Here is a 19436-nt window from a genome sequence, read left to right as displayed (position 1 = left end):
GTTTTTTTATTTTGTAGATACCCAAATACTCCAAATAATAAAATCACGAAAGCAAAAAGGATGCTCATTTTTTTCAGAAGATATCACTCCCTACCACATTTTAATTTTACCATAAAATACAAATTTTACCTAAACCAAACTGCTTATTTTGTATTTGGTAAATTTCACGATAAGAACAGAGGAGGAGGAAAAATGAGAGAAATAATTAATTATACATTGCTTCCATTGTTATTACTTTTTTAAATGGCTGCAGAACAAATAAACAAAGTACAGTTGAAGATATATTTATATTTAAAGGCTCATATGTGGGGGATTATAGTGAAATGAAAACCTTGCACAAACTACCAAATGGTGAATATTTGCAAGGTTTTGAACTAAAAACAATTGAAGAACCATATGGGTTATCCTGAATTTTAAAGACTTAGAGCAGAGGTGTTAGCTAAAGAGTATAAAAATAATACAAAGCAACATTTATTCAAGAATTTATAAAAAATGAAAAACTTAAAGCTCCGTCTATTTAAATACAATTTTTCAAAATACTATTTTTATTCAACCAATGTCTTATGAACATAAATAATTGTACACGCACCGTAAGCAAGGATTATAGAAGGAGTAAACGAATCCTGGTACGGAATATGGATAATGCCATTTAAGAGTAAGAAAAACCCACTATTCAAGAAGAAAAATCCTGCAATCTCTGCTAACTTATCCTTATCCCTAATCCTTGCTTGATTAAAGCCTTTTAAAATCCAAGTTTGTTTCTTGACTCCAACATAATAAGCAACAAATATAAAAAGAATAGCAACCGTTATAGAACTAACATTCAAATCAAAGTACATATTGTGCCCTCCCTATTATTATTTACGTTCACTTTTTCTTAAAGGTTTCATTAACTATCCTGATAATTTAATAGGAAATGCTGTGTTGTATTTTAATTCTCATGCATCTGCAGTAGAAGAAAAATTCAGTTAATATCTCTAGTCCTATATATAAACAATTAGTACAATTCTAGTTTCTTAATTTCCTTTACTCTTGCTCTACCTGGTTTTGAATCACTGATAGTTCCTTCTATAGTTGCTTGGATTTTATCACCTGGATTGAATTCTATTGTATTTTCCCCTACTAAGATTGTAAAATCAAAACTATAATCTTCAAAATCCATCTGTTGTAATTCTTCTTTAATCCATTGGTAGTCAAGCATCGTAAGTCCTTCTCCAATTAACAGTTCTTTGCCCTTCTTTTCTAATACATAGCCTTGTACGGTGACTTTTGGTTGTTCAGCTTGTTCCTCAGCAGATTGTTCAATGATGTAGTTTGCAATTTTAGTAAACTTCACCCCATCCTTACTGTGATCACAAGCATCCCATTGATATTCACGTTGACCACCATTTATGTGTACTCTTAAAAAATAATTGGTTGTATCCTTAGTATCACATGTCTGAGTTAAATCTTTTTCTTCTAAGTAGTTTGCAAAAACTAATCTTTTATACATTTCTTGCTTTACATCCATTGCTATATTATAGTCATGATTTATTTGTGTTCCATTTTCAACGCTAACTTTTTTCATTGTGTTTGTTAATGTATTTATTTCGTTCTCCAAATTTAATCCATATTTCAACTCAAATTCAAACAAATCTTGTTGGCTCAAGTTGTAGTTTATCTGCAAAATTTCCTGCATCCCATAAGGATCGTTAATACAGTCAACTGCTATATATGTGGTATTGATAGGATTAACCTCCTCAATCAACTTGCTACAATTATTATGCCTAATAGCTCCACTACCATATTTATCTCGTGTTGTATCATCTATTACTTCAAGAAGTTCTCCGTTATAATTTAAATCTGTTACAATTGGGTCCCCTTCAATTGTATAGTGAACAATTCTCAATTCAGAAGGAACTCCGTTTTGCATATTTTCATAGAAATTAGTCATATTTTCCAATCCTTTAATTCTTCCATGACTATTTAGAACATCAACATTCTCTAAGCCCTTCACATTAATTTCAGAGCTGCCTTCTACTGTCTCATCTTGATTAAGACAAGCAGATAGCACCACAATTAATAACGATAGAAAAATGATGCAGGATGTTTTTTTCATTAGATTGATACCTCCAGTTTCTACCAATAGAAAAGCTTTATCAATTTCCAACTCCCCATATAAACTAGACGAACAAGAATGGAATAAAGTTACAAATCCCCATGTTATCTATATACATTTCCTTACAATTTGAATTTGCATAAATTCCAAAGTTGCTAATATTAATAGTTCAACCTGTGACTTTTAATTTTAAATATAAAAAAAGAGGAGTTATGCTGAGCATACTATCCTCTTTAAAAAATTGTTCAGTTTTTAGAATAACCCGATCGTTTCCCCATTCTTATTTATATCCATTGCGAGTGCAGCAGGTTCTTTTGGAAGACCAGGCATTGTCATAATTTCTCCAGTTAAACAAACAAGGAAGCCAGCCCCCAGTTTTGGAATTATTTCTCTTACAGTAATAGTGAATCCTTCTGGACGTCCTAGCAAATGCGGCTGATCAGATAGTGAATACTGTGTTTTTGCCATACAAATTGGCAGCACATCCCAACCAAATTTCTTAATTTGAGCAATCTGTTTTTTCGCCTGCTCCGTAAATTGCACTCCTTCTCCACCATACACCTTTTGGACAATTGTAGTAATTTTTTGTTCAATCGTATTTGATACTTCATATAATGATGTAAATTGTTGAGGCTGTTCTAGTACTTCTAAAACTTGTCTTGCTAATTCAAGTCCGCCCTTGCCGCCTTCTTCCCATACATTTGTTCTTGCAATTCGAATATTATTATCTTTTGCCCAATTTAAAATTACATCAATTTCTTGTTCAGTATCGGTAATAAAACGGTTTAATGCAACGATTGGCTCAATTCCAAAGTTGCGGATGGTATCGAGGTGTTTTTCTAAGTTTGGAATTCCTTTTTTTAACGCCACCACATTTTCAGTTGATAAAGCTGATTTTTCTACTCCTCCATGCATTTTAAGAGCACGAATTGTTGTTACAACAACAACTGCACTAGGAGCAAAGCTGCCTTGACGAGCCTTTATATTCATAAATTTTTCAGCGCCTAAATCTGCACCAAATCCAGCTTCTGTTACAACAATATCTGCTAGTTTTCTTGCAGTTTGAGTTGCTATTATCGAGTTACAGCCGTGGGCAATATTTGCAAAAGGGCCGCCATGAACAAGTGCTGGTGTTCCTTCAATTGTTTGAACTAGATTTGGCTTAAAAGCATCTTTTAAAAGTACTGTTAAAGCACCCTCAACTCCTAAATCTCGAACAAATACTGGTTCCTTGGAATATGTATATCCAATAACAATATTTGCAAGTCGTTCTTTTAAATTTTCTAAGCTCGTCGCTAAACAAAATACAGCCATAATTTCGGATGCCACTGTAATATCAAATCCATCTTCGCGAGGTACTCCCTGGACAGGTCCGCCTAGACCTAAAACCACTTTACGAAGTGCTCGGTCATTTATATCCAACACGCGCTTCCAAATAATTCGTCTCGGGTCAACTTTCAGCTCATTTCCTTGATATATGTGGTTATCGATTAAAGCTGCTAGAGCATTATTAGCTGTCGTAATCGCATGAAGATCTCCAGTGAAGTGTAAATTAATATCTTCCATCGGTACAACCTGGGCATAGCCGCCACCAGTTGCCCCTCCTTTTATTCCCATTACTGGGCCTAAGGAAGGTTCACGTAAAGCAACCATTACTTTCTGTTTAAGTTGATTTAAAGCATCTGCAAGCCCCACTGTAACAGTTGATTTACCTTCTCCAGCGGGTGTTGGACTTGTTGCTGTAACGAGTACTACTTTTCCTGTTGGTTTTCCGATAATTTTAGTTGCATCTATTTTCGCTTTATATTTTCCATACTGTTCTAATGCTTCAAAAGGTATTTTAGCGGAATCTGCAATATCAGTAATTGGTTTTAATTTTGCTTTTGTTGCTATTTCCAAATCAGTCAGTGGTTTCGTAAAAGTCATTATTGTAGCCTACTTTCATTTGGTATCAATATTATTATAAGCTTAAAATGTTCCTCAAAAACGTTTTGTTGTAAACGAAAAATGTCAAAATGTTGACACTACTATAATAATAAGGTATAGTTTATTCGTAATTGTTCAAATATTCTAAAGATGCCATTTCTAATTTGGGAGGAGAACGCCTCAATGCACCAAGGAAAAGTTAAATGGTTCAATAATGAAAAAGGTTATGGTTTTATTGAATGCAACAATGGTGAAGACGTTTTCGTTCACTTTACAGGCATTAAAGAAGAAGGATTCCGAACTTTAGAAGAGGGACAACCAGTTTCATTCGACATTGTGGAAGGAAATCGTGGTCCTCAAGCTTCAAATGTAGTCAAACTATAGATAACAGGCACCAGTCATTTTTAAGGCTGGTTTTTTTATATCCATTTTTGCTATATAGGTTATAGGTTACGGTTTAATAATCAAAAACCTTAAAAGAGCCTTCCAGTAAAAGACCTTTTAAGGTATTAATAAGTTCTATTCTACTATCGGGACATAGCCAGCTCGCTCAATAAGCTGTTGTCCTTCAGGTGATAATATCCATTCAATTAGCTTCTCAACATGGGGATTCGTTGTACCTGCCGTGACAATATAAAATTCAGAAGTAATTGGATACGTTCCATTACGAATCGTTTCCTTCGAAGGCTCAACACCGTTTATTTCCAACAATTTAATTTGGTCATTTTTTACCATTTCATTTGAATAGAATCGAAATGTATAGCCAATTGCATTTTTATAATTTTTATATTGTGCTACCTCACTAATAATACCCCCCATTCCGGAAGCAATATCTTCCGTAGGTGCTTCCATAATCGGAGTATCTTCCATTAATTTTTGTAGCGCTGTTTGGGACCCACTATCTTCCGGGCGTTGAAATGCACGAATCGAATCATCATCTCCTCCTACATCCTGCCAATTTTTCACTTCTCCAGAATAAATTTTCTTAATTTGATCAATCGTCAACCCGTTAATGCTATTTTTTTGATTAACGAAAAACACAAATGCTTCTCGTCCTATAGGAGTTAGTTTTAATTCAAGTCCTTTTTGTTTTGCTCGATTTTGCTGTGAAACAGAAGGAGCTGCTGCAAAAATCATATCTACTTTTCCATTTAATAAATTCATATATGCTTCTGGTGTAGTATTCACCATCACTTCGCTATCATAAGGATTATACTCTTTTTTTGGATATGTGGCTTGCACTATTGCTGAATACAGCGGGTAAAGTGCTGTTGCACCATCAATTTTAGGTTGATCGTCTGTAAGCTTTAATGACGCTTCTTCATCTAATACTGCTACATTATTATTCTCTGAAAATGGCATGTATTGGTAAATATCTACCTCAGCGCCTACTGTTGGTATTCTATCAATATAAGCATGTTTTATAGGTGAAATTGCAGTAATAGCAATTGCAGCAATTGAAATACAAGCAAAAGTTACTTTTCTTTTCTTTGTTTTGAAAAAACCATACAATTGAAATTCAATAAATAAAAATAGAATAATAGCCAGTGCAACTATTAAACCAGTATAATAGAGTTTTCCTGTAAGTAAAAAGCTAAATAATAGTACTATTGTTACAAAACCAATAGCAAGAAATATAAAAATAGATGCCATTATTTTATCGAACATTGAAATCCCCCTCCTATATGTAAAGAGATTAAAGTGAAATTATTCAACTAAGAATCATCATCGTTTAAATTTATAGGAAGCTCCTTCAAGTTCGATTTCTTTTTGCTCTTTTGCTCCCGAAATGATAACTTCGGTAATTTGATTAATATTCGAATTTTTATCATTTGTATTTTTATAAAACCCAATGACACAATTTGGTGCTTTAAGTTTTATGTATGTTTCATTTATGTCCAAATCAAAATTAAAAAGTTCAGCCCACTCTTTTACACTTTTTAAGTTTTCAACAACATATGATACTTCTTCAATTTTCAAATTTCCTAAAGGGTGCTCTCCGATTGTTTCTTTCTTAACCAATTCATCATAACGGTCGGAATCACTACCCTCCCATTGAATTAAAAATGGGAATTCGATTTCCTGGTTTTCATTTCCAAAATGAAGTAATTTCCATTTTAATACTGATCCATCCGGACGAGTACGTGAAAATGTTTCTGGCCCGTGAACAACAAGGCCAGCATCTTTAAGTTTTTGTGCATCCGCTTCAATTGACGTTGTTCTTAAGGCAATCCGAGTAAATCCATTTTTACGATTTCGCTTTTTATATGATTCATGAAGTGTAAACGGTTCAAGGGCAGATTTCTCGAACAGCTCATCATCAAAAATTCCGATAAATTCAATATATGATAAACCAAAATAACTTAATGAATTGTACGTACCCCACATTCCATGTTTTCCACCATTAACTGTATAAAGGCCAATTTTTTTCGTTTCTTCTACTAGTTGTTCCGGTTTATCCACGAAATGAACTATATGGTCCAATAAATACATCAGAATTCCTCCTATTTGTTAGTTTGCTGCTACATTATCTTTAGACGAATTTGGTTCAGTTAGGTTTTCATCCCAGTCTTTACCAACGTCTACCCATTGAACTGCTGCAGAATATTGCTCTAATTCTTCACAAGTAAGTTCAATTGCAGAATTAACGCTTCCACAAGCAGGAAATACTGTTGCAAAACGTTTCAACGAAATGTCTAAATATACGTTTAAATCTTTAGCAAGGCCAAATGGACAAACTCCGCCTACAACATGTCCAGTTTGTTCGACTACTTCATCGGCATTTAACATTTTTGCTTTTATTTCAAATTGCTCGCGAAATTTTTTATTATCAATTTTTGCATCTCCAGCAGTTACTACTAAAAATGCATCCCCCTCTTTATTTTTAAATGATAAGGTTTTCGCAATTTTTGCTGGAATAACATTTAATGCATTTGCAGCTTGTTCCACTGTGGCACTAATTTGATCATATTCTAAAATATCTTGTTCTCGATTGAATTTTTTGAAATGTTCACGAACACTTTGGAATGACATAAAAACAAATCCTTTCTTTTTCCAACTTTAAAAACTTAATTTCGTTTTATTATACTGGAAAATTCAGAACTTTTTAAATGAAAAAGACAGATATTATATCTAACGTAAAAGTTTCTTTCTAGACAAAACAAAAAGAGAGTAGAGATGTAAAAATAATACACTCTACTCTACTTATAAAGAAGTACGTTTCCTACTCATTACCACTCATTAATTAACACGACTTTTCCAATTGCCTTGTTAGATTCCAAATAAGTATGTGCCTCACTTACTTGGTCAAAGGTAAATGTTTTTTCATCGATTAATGGATGAAGTTTCCCTTCCTCTACAAGCTTCGTTACTTCTCTTAATATTTTTCCGTGATCCTGTCTTTGATTCTTATTAATTACTTTTAATAGCATAAACGTTACGTGTAGGGATAATGACTTAGAATGGAGTGGTGACAAATCATGCGTTGAGCGTGCTGCGATTGCTAATACTGTTCCATTAATGGCTGCCGCTTGGAAAGAGCGGTCTAGGTTCTCTCCACCGACTGTATCAAATACGATATCGAACCCTTTTCCATCTGTAAATTCCTGTACATAATCCTCTACTGACTGCTCCCGATAATTAATAGCAATATCTGCACCTAAACGCTTTCCAATGGTTAACTTATTTGTAGAAGAAGCCGTTGTAAATACTTTCGCACCAGCAAGTTTTGCTAACTGAATGGCAATATGCCCTACCCCGCCTGTCGCTGCGTGAACAAGTACCGTTTGTCCCTTTTGAACATTTGCTCGATTATAAAGTGATTCCCATGCTGTAATTGTTACTAAAGGAAGCGCTGCTGCTTGCTCCATCGTTAAGTTGTTTGGTTTTCGTGCTAGAAGCTGGACATCAACAAGCATATACTCTGCAAGGGCACCACCTGTTCCTTTAAAACCTCCCGCGCAACCATAGACTTCATCACCAACTTTAAATTCTGTTACCCCTTCTCCGACCTCTGTAACAATTCCTGCTACATCTCCATGGAGCACTGCCGGAAACTCTGGTGAGACTGCCGTGACGAAACCACTACGAACTTTTATATCAATTGGATTTACACTTGTTGCTTTTACTTGAATAATAACATGCCCTGGAATAACTTCAGGCTTAGAAACTTCTGCAATTTCAAAAACTGATGAATCTCCAAACTTTTTAATAACTTGTGCCTTCATTTATTCATCACACTCCTCTATTATAATTTTATACTAGTTATATATAATTTAGAAATATTATGAATCTTAGAATTATTAAGCTGCAATGGTTCTGATTTTAAAAGGAAAGTTCACAAGCAGTTCGATTTCTTTTTCCCTTGTTATTTTCAATTTTGCCATCATAAGGTATGGTGTCCCCTCTATAATTAGGCCTTATCCATCATAATACGCACCCAGCACATTTTGTATCTTCCTAAAGACTACTTCCTTCTTCTCCATTATTTTCAAACTACGGCAAAACCAAATGTCTCCAGCAAAATTTATGACATGAGGTAAATTTCCTTATACATTCATTAAGTATTGATTAAATTATTATCGTTAAAAATACAACATAACAGAGGTTTGTCAATAAGTTACCATGGCAATGAATTGTCACATAATTATTGGATAATATAAGTAATACTCTTATTAGTGATTGGGGAATTCAATATGTCGTCATTGGAAACCATTAATTGGATAAATGAACAGTTTAAAGATACAAAAGAATTAATTCAAAAAAACTTAGAATATGAAAATAAGCACATCTTGTTATTCTATATTAAATCTCTTACTGATTTAGAGAAGCTTCAAAATTTAATTATTAAACCTTTTTTTGATATGTCGTCCGAAGAACAATTCACTTTATATTTGCAAGCTCTGCCACAGTTTCAAGAGATCCAGTCAAAAGAACAAGTTCAGCTTGAAATAATGAGTGGCAACATTTTTGTTGTAATTCAAAACGAATTCTATTTACTTGACTTTAGATTATCAAAAAACGATGAAGTCAATTCAACATCTGTAGAAACCACGATCCATGGTTCTCAATTAGCATTAAGTGATAATCTCATGACTAACATCAACGTTATCCGTTCTAATTATCACCAAGCCTCTTTATCCGTTGAATATTTCGTAAAAGGAGAAGTAAATCAACATAAAGTTGCCGTTATTTATGATAAAGAGAAAGTTAATAATGATGTATTAGATGTTATTCAACAAAGACTTCAAAACGTAGATAAACAACTTATTACTTCCACCACTCAGTTGAGTAATCTTATAAACGACAAACATTTTTCATTATTTCCTCAAATGATTATGACTGAACGACCTGACCGAATTATCTACAATTTAGCTGGTGGTAAAGTTATTCTTTTGGTCGACGGAAACCCACAAGCAGTCGCTACGCCAGTGGTATTCTTCGATTTCATGACAACGATGGAGGATAATTATCATACATTATTTATTTCACTTTTTCTTAAGATTCTTCGGTATGCAGGATTATTTCTCAGCCTTCTTCTTCCTGCTTTGTATGTCGGAGTTACTTCATTTACTCCCGAATTATTTAGAACTGAACTAGCTTTGACTGTGGCTGGAAGTCGAGTAGGCGTACCTTTCTCTTCTTTTATCGAAGTTCTCTTTATGCTTTTTTTTATGGAATTATTACTAGAGGCGAGTATTCGACTTCCAAAAGCAGTTAGTGCCACTGCGACTACGGTAGGAGGTCTAATCCTGGGAACAGCCGTTACTGAAGCTTCCCTTGCTTCCAATATTATGGTCATTATTGTTTCAGCAGTAGCCATTTCAACTTTTGTTATTCCAGTAAATGAAATGGCGTTTTCTATAAGAGTAGTTCGATTATTATTAATAATCATCACAAGTGTATTTGGTTTGGCCGGTTTAGTATTAGGTTTCTTTGTATTGATAATGTATTTAGTTAATTTAGATAGTTTTGGGGAAACTTATCTGAAGATATATACTTTATCGAAAAACAGGAAGACTACGGAGGAAAAAACTTGAGCCGATATTATTACTACTTAATATTAATAAATATGGTGGCGAATGTTATCGCTTCAGTCCCGGCGATCCTCTTACACAACCATAAAAATGGATCCGTTTCCGCCATGATACTAGCGGTAGTTGCAGGAACCATTCTTATAACAATTTATACACGTTTTTTTATCGCTTTCCCTGGCATAACATTACCTGATTTACTAAAGAAAACCACTTCCAAATGGTTTTACAATCCATTTATATTCTTTTTAGCATTAATGTGGTTTGTAGCAGGATTAATTACATTGGCAACTTTTAGTTTTCTCCTTATACGATTTCTTACGCCTGAGATGCCACTTTTTCAAATTAGCTTAACAATTATATTATCTGTCATCTTTGGGTGTCTAATGAGAACCGAACGTGTTTTATATACTATTGAATTAATATTGCTAATTTCTTTTCCATTGATTTTATATATTTTTTTCAAAGCTTATACTAGCGATAGTTTAGAATGGGACTTTGTGAAGGAAGCCGCACTATATGTAAATCAATTCCCTAATGTAAATTCATTCTCTTCATGTTTTTTCTTATTTCTAGGGGTAGTAAATCTTTTTATTTTCAACCGATTCTTCACAAAGAAACAAAATTTCAATTGGAAACATATATCATTAATTGGTTTTATATCAACCTTGACTTTATTTACTACTTATTTTATTCCTATAGGCTTTAACGGATTTGAAAACATTGATGATCTCGTTTATCCATGGATTTCAACAAGTGACTCGTTAAGGATGGAATTTTTCATGATTGAACGACTTCTGTTTGTTTTTTTATTGCTCTATTTGGGCATAGCCTTCTTAAGTATCTTGATTCACTGGCATGTCTCGTTTGAATTTTTAAAGTTTGTTTTCAATTTAGAAAAAATTAAATTTAAAGGCTTTAAAATAGGCAAGTATATCCCAATCCCTTTTTTCATTGGTGCATCTTTACTTTTAATTGGTAAACTTAATGAATATCAATTACTCCGTTATTCAAACTTTTTTTATGATACGTTAATACTTTTTTTCCCACTATTGATTATACTTTTTATCTTTATAAAAAGGAGAATGAAATATGCCAAGCAAGAAAAGCAAAACTAAATTATTCATTCTAGTAATAGTGCCCTTAATTACCCTGCTTACAGGTTGTGAATTTATGGATATCGATAAAGATGTATTTGTTTCAATGATTGGCATAGATAAGTCTGATGAAGAAGATAAACCATACAAAATAACTTTGAAATTATATGTACCGACTAGTTCTTTTAAACAGTCTCCGGAACCTCAATATACTTATATCACTAAATCTGGGGAGACTTTATCCGAGGCAATTCGCATATTAGAAACTTATTCAGACAAAGAATTAGAATTTGGACACGCGAAGCTAATCGTAATCGGAGAGGATCTTTTAAAGGAACATAAAGCATCTGAAGTAATGGATTTTTTATTAAGAAGACCGGATATTCAAATGATATCTTGGATTGCAGCTGGGAGACCTTCCGCAGAAGAAATAATCAAAATGGTGCCTCAAGGTGAAAATGCAGCTTACCCTGCTTTATTCAACTACTTTGATGATATTGGAAACGAAAGTCAATACATTGTAACAACTTATTTATTTGATTTCAGGAGAAGAATGGTGGAAGAAGGAATCGATCCGATATTGCCGATTATTGAAAAGAATACATCACACTTCAAAATAAATAAATCTCTAGTATTAGTGGATAAGAAAGAACCACACGAACTCCCCACGCTTTATACAGGAATTTTTAATATTCTATCAATGAATATACAGGTTGCTGATCTTATTATAAAAGAAGAAGACGGAGAAGGAGAAGCTTTTATTGCAAAAATTGATTCTATGAATTCAAAACATAAAGTGATTGTAAAAAACAACAATAATATTGCACTTGAAATAGAAGTACGTTTAACCGGATATATTGCAGAATCTAAACATCCATTAAAAATGAAAAATTTATCGTACTATAACAAATTACTTGAAAAAGTCGCAAAAGAGAAACTTACCGAATTTTTTTCTGAAATGACCAGTGTTGGGATTGATCCTATAGGTTTTGGTATTGATTATAAATCACGTACATTGCATAACAAACGTATGAGTAGCGAGGAATGGAAAGAAGCGTACAAAAATGCGGAAATAAAAATAATAATTCATCCGAAATTAAAGAGTACAGGGGCAATTCAATAATTATAGGGGAAAGTTCACTTTCTAAAAAAAATCAGGTCACAAATTGGGACAACCTATTCTTTTAAGCAAATTGTGCTTCGTTTTTTACTTTGTTTTGGAACAAACATTTATTAAATTAATTGCCCATTAAAACAAAAGCCATCCGAATTTTATTACTCTTACATGTCCACCTAAAGAATTTTGAACGAGTTTGAATCCATTATATTATGATTAGTTTTTTATCTTTATAAGTTTTTATTGATTGAAAAACGGAAACAATAGGAGAAGGAGTGATTCCATGAATACTTTTCTCTACTTCCTTCTATCCTTTGGATATATTTCGCTTTTCATATTTGGACTTATCCTTTCAAAAAAGAACATCTTGAATGCTACCAACTTGTTTTTGCTCGTTATTGTCGGACTTGTTTATGATAATTTAATTATTGCTCTAGGAAGATCTATTGGCGAGGGGAAATTACTCGAAGGGTTAAGTTATGCACGTTTCTGGTTACATGCTCTCTTCACCCCTTTACTCATCCTTTTCGCATGGAGTATTTGTTTTACACTAGGGTTAACCTGGGCCAAGAAGAAATTTTGGAAAATTACCTTTAGTTTCTTAACACTCGGGTTAATTCTTTACGAACTCTTTTCTTCAGTAATTGTTCTAAAACTAAAAGCCAAAAGAGAAAATGGCGTATTAACCTATGAAAGTATAGAACCGGCTAGTCCTGTCATGGTTATCTTGGTCACGCTAGTTCTCGTTATTATAGGCATCATTCTAATTAAAAACTTTCATTTCCCTTGGTTATTAATCGGAACAATCATTATGACTTTAGGCAGTGTATTAGCCATCTGGATTAGTAACTTCCCAATAATGAATGTATTAGAATTTCTACTAGTCCTTTCATTACTGTTGACAAAGCGGTTTCAAATTAGAAATTCAAAAAAGCCAAACACTTAAAGTGATAGATTTCAATTATCTTCAAAAGACTAAGAAATAATCAAAAATGAATCTTTAATCTAAAAAAAAGCTGAACTAATTGTATAAATTAGATCAGCAAAAAATAGGATATCAAAAAATTCTATTATTTTTAATCGACATTTAACATTAATAGTTCCATTAACTTTTGTGCTGTGTTTTCTTTTCCTTCAACTCGGATTACTTCCCCATTTGCTGCAATAATAAAATGAGGCTCATCTGCACCATATAATGAATTTGAGCTGTTTGCTACCATGTACTGCGCATTCGAGCTTTCCATTCGAAGCTTTGCACGGCTAATTAAATAATCAAAATCGTCCGTTGCCTCTAGTTTAAATCCAATTAATGTCGAACTCGGTGTCCATTCTTTAATTTGTCCTAATATTTTAGGCGCTTTTTTAAAATGAATAATCGGAGGCTCATCAGATGGCATTTTCCCTTTCTCTTCCATCAAATTTCCTGATTGATCATATACTTTGTCAATAATCCAATCTGACCCGGCTGCCGCCATGATGATAAAATCAATTGCTTCCTCTTTGACAATTGACTTTATTTTGCTCCCTAAATCTTCTATTCCCTCAAACATAATTGTTGTCATTAAATGCGCGTTTTCTGGAAGTTTAGCAAAAAAACCATGTAAATAAATAACTTCGGCTCCTGCTGCAAGTGCTGCTTCTGCTAAAAAACATCCCATCGTTCCTTTTGATAAATTTGTATGCCCGCGCACACGATCCCATTTTTCTAGTGTTCCACCGCTAGTTATTAATATCTTTTTTCCACTTAAAGTTTTCACATTATCACCTTTATGCTTGTATTATCCTATTAGTAGTTTACTCGACTTTAGTAACATTTTCATTAGTTGAAAGCCAACTCTGTAAAACCTCTATAAATTTCTCAGTTGCAGGAGATAGTTGATATTTTGATGCGAGTCCAATTGTACGAAAGCTTTCTTGTTGTATTGGTATTGCACGAACATTGTATGGAAGCTGATCAAAGACTAGTTGAGGCAAAATCGTAATTCCTAATTGATGCTCAACCATCGAAATTACGCCCTTTTCATCAAATAATTCAAAACGAATATTTGGTTTTACGTCATAGCGGTAAAATATCGCCAAGACATCATTTGTTCCATTATAGGATGTTAAAATAAAAGGCTCTGCTTCAACTTCTTTTATATCAATCGTATCTTTGTGATATAACGTACTTTGGGATGAAGCAATACAAAGCAGCTCATCACGAATCAACGGTAAAAATCGAAATTGCTTTGAATGTGACCGATTCAAAAATCCACAATCAATATCTCCATCACTAAGCCATTGTTCAATTTCATAGTAATCCCCTTCATGTAATTCAATTTTAATTCCAGGGTAATTTTGATCTAGTATTCGAATTATATTCGGCATCCATTTAGATGAAATACTTGAGAAAGTTCCGATTCGAACTTTCCCTTTCGTTACTCCCAAAATATTTGATGCTTCTTGTTTTAATTTTTCTTCAGCCTGAATAACAAGCCTCATTGAAGAAAGCATCGTCTGCCCTTCTGATGTTAGTTTTACTCCATTTTTACTTCGATGAACTAAAGCAAAACCAAAATCCTTTTCTAAGCTTGAAATCGCATGACTAATTGCGGACTGCGTTAAACCTAACACTTCTCCTGCTTTCGTAAAGTTCCCTAATTCCGCAACTTTACTAAAAATTTCATACTTAACCAAACTCAAGTAGCATCCACATCCATTTAACATGAAAATTTTTAATGATATTCATTATAAACATTCGTTTCACTAATCTTTCATTACATTATATATTATTTTGTACCAATAAAGATAGAAATGGGAGAGAAAAAGAAAATGCAACTAAAAGCAAATATGTTAATGGTTGTTGTCACAATGTTTTGGGGGCTGTCTTATACATTCATGGTTATAGGGCTGGAGACGTTAGAGGTATTTAATACCGTTGCGCTTCGGAGTTTTATCGCTTTTATTATAGCAGGATTAATTTTTTATAAAAAACTGATGCATATTGATAAAAAAACAATAATCTATGCTGCCATTCAAGGATTTTTTCTTGTATTTGCCATCGGATTTCCTATGTTTGGTGTTAAAACAACACCTGCTTCAAATGCAGGTTTTCTAGTTAGTTTAACTGTCGTATTAGTGCCGATTATTACTAGCTGCATCGAGAAGAAATTGCCGTCCCGTACTGTTAGTATCGCGATTATTTGTACAATGATTGGTATTAGTATTTTAACGTTAAACAGTGCGTTCATTTTTCAAATTGGTGATGTTTATTGTTTACTCACAGCTGTTGCTTATTCCATTTATATCGTACTAAACGGAAAATTTACAAGATCTGTTGACTCGCTTGCATTTGGTATATACCAAATGGGATTTGCAGCAATTATAAGCGGGATTTTTTGTTTATTGTTCGAAGCGCCAAAACTACCGACAGAATCTTCGGGATGGATTGCAGTCCTTGGGTTAGGAATTCTTTGCAGTGCATTTGGTTTTATCGGCCAAACTGTAGCTCAGCAATATACTTCAGCCACTTTAACTGGACTTATTTTTTCACTAGAACCTATTTTCGCTTCTATTTTTGCTGTAATCTTCTTGGATGAAAACATTACAATTAAACTTATTATCGGTGGATTATTTATTTTTGGCGGGAACATTATTGCACAATTTGAACAATTTAATAGTTTCCAATTCATCCATAAAAAACCACAAACAGAAAAAACAGTTTAATAAATTATATATGTATACTTAATAGTAAATAAAATTTTTATCAATTTATGAATGGTACGAAAACTTCTTGGGGAAAAGCTAGCACTAATTTGAAAGGAACGAAGCATTAAAGCTCCGTATACTACTCCTGTGGATAGTTTAAACAAAACTTCGTGGCCAACAATTTCAGTACGCGGACCACCTTAGTGAAGCGAATGCCATTCACCACAAATTCAAAATATAAGTTATCGACAGTTTTGTAGATTTTTCTATTAAACTGTTTTTTAATTCTATTTTTAGATTCTTTTACATATAAATATATATATCTGTCCGATTTTTCAAATAGTTTATAATAGACTATCATTTTTCAACTCGTTGTAAAGCCGTTATTATTATGGATGGGGTTTAATAGTAGAACAATCAAACTAGAATTCGTAAAAGGGAGTGTTGCAAATGGTAGGACGCAATGAACCATGCCCATGTGGTAGTGGCAAAAAATATAAAAAATGCTGTGAAGGAGCTCAACAGCCGACAATTAAAAAAGTATTTTTAGAGGAAATTGAACATGTTCTTCAAACTTTTTATAATAGCTACCCAGAAAGAAAAGATATAAAAGATTATTTTGAATTAGTTCAACAATGGAAACCAAGTCTAGAGCAAAATTTACAACGTGAGTTAATCGAGGCAGTTGCGTTGGACGACTTTTTTTTCCACCAACGACGTGATATTTGGACAGGATATTTAAAAAAAGTATCAAAAAAAATTATTCGACCTGCTTTAAAAGAACTAATGCAACAATGGGAATCTCCAAAAATGTTTATCGGACAAGTTGAAGCATTAGAAAATCAATATTTTAAAGCTTCTTGCACAATTACAAAATCAGAACTCTATATTCGACGTGAATCAAATAAACCAATTCCTGAAGGTATGCAAGTATTCGCATTTCTACTGCCAGATGGTTCAGGCGAGAACAATCATTATTTGGCAGTTTCTACTTTAATATTCTTACCAAATCAATATAAGCAAGCATTTGATGCATTTGCTATGGAATATGATGATAAAGTTGAAGTAGATCAATTCTTACAAAACAATCATTTTAATTTCTGGGTAAAATTAGTTGAAACAGGTTATAACGGAGAAGAATATTCTTCATTTGAAATTGATGTAATTGAACAGACGAAACAATTTTTACTAGATAAAAATATCGAAGCTGATCGCCTAGTCGAAATTTTAGAAGATTATCTAGTAGAGAAAAAACCAAAGGCGAGAAAAGCTTCAGCAATAGCAGCAGGTGCAATTCGTTTTGCTCAAGAACGCAATTTATTGCAAAATCATTCATTTACGATTAAGGAAATTGCTGAAAGCTTCGGTGTTTCTTCTAGCTCTTTAAATAAATATTACCAAGAACTATTAGAATACGATAATGTTTTAGTATAAAAATGTTAATGGCGTGAAGCGAACTATCATTCTAAATGATAAATATTTGATATCAAGAGAATCCGCTTATAGGCGGGTTCTTTTTTGTATAAACATTAAAAGCAGCCCTCTATTTAAGAGAGCTGCTCTTTCTATGGCTAACCAACCATTTTGTATATTAATCCTCATCGGATATCATTCAATTAAGCTCTATCTTGTTTCTTCATATGAAGAGGATACATTTGATGAGCACTAATAGTACATAACTATAATATCAATTTTTTATTAAAAATTCAACAGTTTTTATCAAAAATTTGATAGTTAAAATAAGGAATATAACTATTTTTCGTAGATTTTTAATAACTCTTTTCCTAAAAACTGAAGCTGTTCTCCGACAGAACATTGTTCAATGCAAAAACGGTGAGCACCTGATTTTCCGCGTTTATTACGTAAATCACTTTTTATAGGACAGTCATTGCAATAAGTGTCAGTTAATTCATCTATATCTTTAATTACAGTATTTTTATTCACAATACTCCCCCTTTAAACAACGTTTTCCTATTTTACTATTACCGTTTTTCTTTTGTCAAAGCGTATTACCTAAGTAAATGTTGTTATAGCAATTTTTTATTTACGATGCAATAAGTTATAATATGCTTAAAAAACAATTTAATTATTTCAAAAAAGAAGGGATATTTATGCTAGAAGTATACATTGATGGTGCCAGTGCAGGAAACCCTGGACCGAGTGGCATTGGAATTTTCATTAAGGGTGAGGGTCATTTATTAAAAATTAGTGAATACATAGGTGAAACAAATAATCACGTTGCAGAGTTTACTGCCCTATTGCGTGGACTTGAGGAAGCTAAGAAATTAGGGACAACTTTTGTTTCAGTTCGTTCTGATTCAAAAATAGTTGTTGCATCAGTTGAAAAAGCGTACGTTAAAAACGAACAATATAAACCATATTTAGAACAAGTTATCCAGTTAATGAAACAATTTGATTTATTTTTTATCAAGTGGATTCCAGACAATGAAAATAAAGCTGCAGATGCACTTGCAAGAGAAGCGATTTTAAAAGGGGCAAAATAAATATAAGAGAAGGCATCTAAGCATGCTTGATGCTTTAAATGCCCTCTGTGTTTTAATAAGTAATTGTAATTTTAGACTTTTCAAGTTTATTTAATAATGCTCCGATTGCTCCTGTAAAACCAGAATTTTTTAAGAAAATTGGTTTATGCTTTTTCAAAATTGTATAATTTGCAATGACTTGTTTCAAATGCTCATTATTTATTAGCGTTGAGCCAATATATATTATATGTTCCGCTTTTTTCACTTCTGCAAACTGAATGCTTAATGTTGTAATCACTTCACCTACTAAAGCTTGAACAGTTGCAAGCAAGTCATTTACTTCATGTTTTGCATCTTTCAAAATGCTTACTTTTCCAAAGTTACTTGCTGTTAGGTGCCCTTCAAGTTCAATTGGTATTTCTATCCCTTGGAAAATATCTTTTACAAACAAATCGATTAATTCACGGCTTCCAAGAGCAGCTTTAGAAGTAATCTCATCAAAGTCTGAAACACCAGTAATAATGGTTGAAAGTCCAGTTAATGTACCACCACCAATGCCGGTACCACCAACTCGTGTATGACTTTGCCCTTCCATATAGTGAATGGAAGTTCCAGTCCCTATATTTGTAATAATGCTATTTTCGATTTCATAACCATCTTTTTTTAATAAATACTGAACACCCTTTAATGTTGCTTCAAATTCAACTAAATATTGGATGGATTTCATTGTATTTAAGACTTCAAGCAATTGTTGTGTACGACCGCCTGTTAGCCCAATTTCTTCTATATGCGGGTGATTTTCTAACCAATTTTTTACCTGAGAAAAATCATTTGAAGGAAAGATTTTAAATTCCAGCTCATTTTGCTCATTTACATAAGCTAATTTTGTTAAAGTTCCCCCTGCATCAATTCCTATAACTTTTTGCATAAATGTTCTCCTTTATTTTCTCCCTCTAAACTTTAACTTTCTTAAAATAATAGTGCAATTATTTTTAC

At 33.0% G+C, this 19436-nt stretch carries 20 protein-coding genes; 9 read left to right on the top strand and 11 right to left on the bottom strand.

Annotated features, from left to right (window positions below; all coding sequences use genetic code 11):
• Positions 1 to 305 precede the first annotated feature (305 nt).
• Complete coding sequence (locus tag MKY04_RS22265) at positions 306 to 410, top strand: hypothetical protein (protein ID WP_126294485.1); 105 nt, start codon at positions 306 to 308, stop codon at positions 408 to 410.
• Between the two features lie 135 nt (positions 411 to 545).
• Here MKY04_RS22265 and MKY04_RS08545 read toward each other — a convergent pair whose 3' ends face one another.
• The 3 genes from MKY04_RS08545 to MKY04_RS08535 form a co-directional block, all read right to left on the bottom strand.
• A complete protein-coding gene (locus MKY04_RS08545; RefSeq protein WP_126294486.1) occupies positions 546 to 839 on the bottom strand; it encodes a DUF3784 domain-containing protein in 294 nt (97 codons plus the stop codon).
• 158 nt (positions 840 to 997) lie between these two features.
• The gene (locus MKY04_RS08540; protein WP_346235641.1) at positions 998 to 2098 is read right to left on the bottom strand and encodes a DUF4362 domain-containing protein; all 1101 of its coding nucleotides are present in this window, start codon (positions 2096 to 2098) and stop codon (positions 998 to 1000) included.
• Between the two features lie 252 nt (positions 2099 to 2350).
• Positions 2351 to 4024, bottom strand: coding sequence for a formate--tetrahydrofolate ligase (locus MKY04_RS08535; RefSeq protein ID WP_126294488.1), 1674 nt, complete (start codon positions 4022 to 4024; stop codon positions 2351 to 2353).
• A 183-nt stretch (positions 4025 to 4207) separates the two neighbouring features.
• On the opposite strand from MKY04_RS08535, the gene MKY04_RS08530 reads away from it, so the two are divergent.
• Positions 4208 to 4408 carry a cold-shock protein gene (locus tag MKY04_RS08530; RefSeq protein WP_126294489.1) on the top strand — a complete coding sequence of 67 codons (201 nt, stop codon included), beginning with the start codon at positions 4208 to 4210 and terminating at the stop codon, positions 4406 to 4408.
• A gap of 135 nt (positions 4409 to 4543) precedes the next feature.
• Here the strand turns inward: MKY04_RS08530 and MKY04_RS08525 are convergent, their stop codons facing one another.
• From MKY04_RS08525 to MKY04_RS08510, 4 genes are all read right to left on the bottom strand, one after another.
• Positions 4544 to 5692 (bottom strand): PstS family phosphate ABC transporter substrate-binding protein, encoded by a 1149-nt coding sequence (locus MKY04_RS08525; protein ID WP_346235640.1) that lies wholly within the window; start codon positions 5690 to 5692, stop codon positions 4544 to 4546.
• 57 nt (positions 5693 to 5749) lie between these two features.
• Positions 5750 to 6517, bottom strand: coding sequence for a VOC family protein (locus MKY04_RS08520; RefSeq protein ID WP_346235639.1), 768 nt, complete (start codon positions 6515 to 6517; stop codon positions 5750 to 5752).
• 18 nt (positions 6518 to 6535) lie between these two features.
• Positions 6536 to 7057 carry a YbaK/EbsC family protein gene (locus tag MKY04_RS08515; protein WP_346235638.1) on the bottom strand — a complete coding sequence of 174 codons (522 nt, stop codon included), beginning with the start codon at positions 7055 to 7057 and terminating at the stop codon, positions 6536 to 6538.
• A 197-nt stretch (positions 7058 to 7254) separates the two neighbouring features.
• Positions 7255 to 8250 (bottom strand): zinc-dependent alcohol dehydrogenase family protein, encoded by a 996-nt coding sequence (locus MKY04_RS08510; protein WP_346235637.1) that lies wholly within the window; start codon positions 8248 to 8250, stop codon positions 7255 to 7257.
• 468 nt (positions 8251 to 8718) lie between these two features.
• Here MKY04_RS08510 and MKY04_RS08505 point away from each other — a divergent pair, with 468 nt between their 5' ends.
• The 4 genes from MKY04_RS08505 to MKY04_RS08490 all read left to right on the top strand — a co-directional run bounded on the left by MKY04_RS08505 (position 8719) and on the right by MKY04_RS08490 (position 13216).
• Positions 8719 to 10062: a spore germination protein gene (locus MKY04_RS08505; RefSeq protein ID WP_346235636.1), complete on the top strand. Its 1344-nt coding sequence runs from the start codon at positions 8719 to 8721 to the stop codon at positions 10060 to 10062.
• Complete coding sequence (locus MKY04_RS08500) at positions 10059 to 11174, top strand: GerAB/ArcD/ProY family transporter (protein WP_346235635.1); 1116 nt, start codon at positions 10059 to 10061, stop codon at positions 11172 to 11174. Before MKY04_RS08505 ends, MKY04_RS08500 begins: the two co-directional genes overlap by 4 nt.
• A complete protein-coding gene (locus MKY04_RS08495; RefSeq protein ID WP_126294496.1) occupies positions 11149 to 12276 on the top strand; it encodes a Ger(x)C family spore germination protein in 1128 nt (375 codons plus the stop codon). Before MKY04_RS08500 ends, MKY04_RS08495 begins: the two co-directional genes overlap by 26 nt.
• A 277-nt stretch (positions 12277 to 12553) precedes the next feature.
• A complete protein-coding gene (locus MKY04_RS08490) occupies positions 12554 to 13216 on the top strand; it encodes a hypothetical protein (RefSeq protein ID WP_346235634.1) in 663 nt (220 codons plus the stop codon).
• A gap of 130 nt (positions 13217 to 13346) precedes the next feature.
• On the opposite strand, the gene MKY04_RS08485 is transcribed toward MKY04_RS08490, so the two are convergent.
• Together MKY04_RS08485 and MKY04_RS08480 are read right to left on the bottom strand one after the other, a co-directional pair.
• Positions 13347 to 14027, bottom strand: a complete 681-nt coding sequence (locus tag MKY04_RS08485; protein ID WP_346235633.1) for a phosphopantothenoylcysteine decarboxylase — start codon at positions 14025 to 14027, stop codon at positions 13347 to 13349.
• A gap of 37 nt (positions 14028 to 14064) precedes the next feature.
• A complete protein-coding gene (locus tag MKY04_RS08480) occupies positions 14065 to 14946 on the bottom strand; it encodes a LysR family transcriptional regulator (RefSeq protein WP_346235632.1) in 882 nt (293 codons plus the stop codon).
• Positions 14947 to 15081: 135 nt separating this feature from the next.
• Between MKY04_RS08480 and MKY04_RS08475 the strand changes: the two genes are divergently transcribed.
• Complete coding sequence (locus MKY04_RS08475; protein WP_346235631.1) at positions 15082 to 15975, top strand: DMT family transporter; 894 nt, start codon at positions 15082 to 15084, stop codon at positions 15973 to 15975.
• Between the two features lie 432 nt (positions 15976 to 16407).
• Positions 16408 to 17391, top strand: a complete 984-nt coding sequence (locus MKY04_RS08470) for an SEC-C metal-binding domain-containing protein (RefSeq protein ID WP_346235630.1) — start codon at positions 16408 to 16410, stop codon at positions 17389 to 17391.
• A 318-nt stretch (positions 17392 to 17709) separates the two neighbouring features.
• Here MKY04_RS08470 and MKY04_RS08465 read toward each other — a convergent pair whose 3' ends face one another.
• A complete protein-coding gene (locus MKY04_RS08465; protein WP_346235629.1) occupies positions 17710 to 17901 on the bottom strand; it encodes a zinc-finger domain-containing protein in 192 nt (63 codons plus the stop codon).
• A gap of 167 nt (positions 17902 to 18068) precedes the next feature.
• On the opposite strand from MKY04_RS08465, the gene MKY04_RS08460 reads away from it, so the two are divergent.
• Positions 18069 to 18461: a ribonuclease HI family protein gene (locus MKY04_RS08460; RefSeq protein WP_346235628.1), complete on the top strand. Its 393-nt coding sequence runs from the start codon at positions 18069 to 18071 to the stop codon at positions 18459 to 18461.
• A 52-nt stretch (positions 18462 to 18513) separates the two neighbouring features.
• Here the strand turns inward: MKY04_RS08460 and coaW are convergent, their stop codons facing one another.
• Positions 18514 to 19368, bottom strand: coding sequence for a type II pantothenate kinase (coaW, locus tag MKY04_RS08455; RefSeq protein WP_346235627.1), 855 nt, complete (start codon positions 19366 to 19368; stop codon positions 18514 to 18516).
• Positions 19369 to 19436 lie beyond the last annotated feature (68 nt).

It is taken from the genome of Lysinibacillus telephonicus (genome assembly GCF_039654155.1).
In the GTDB taxonomy this organism is placed as follows: domain Bacteria; phylum Bacillota; class Bacilli; order Bacillales_A; family Planococcaceae; genus Ureibacillus; species Ureibacillus telephonicus.
Note: the sequence above shows the minus strand (reverse complement) of the source record. Positions and strands in the feature narration are given on the sequence as shown.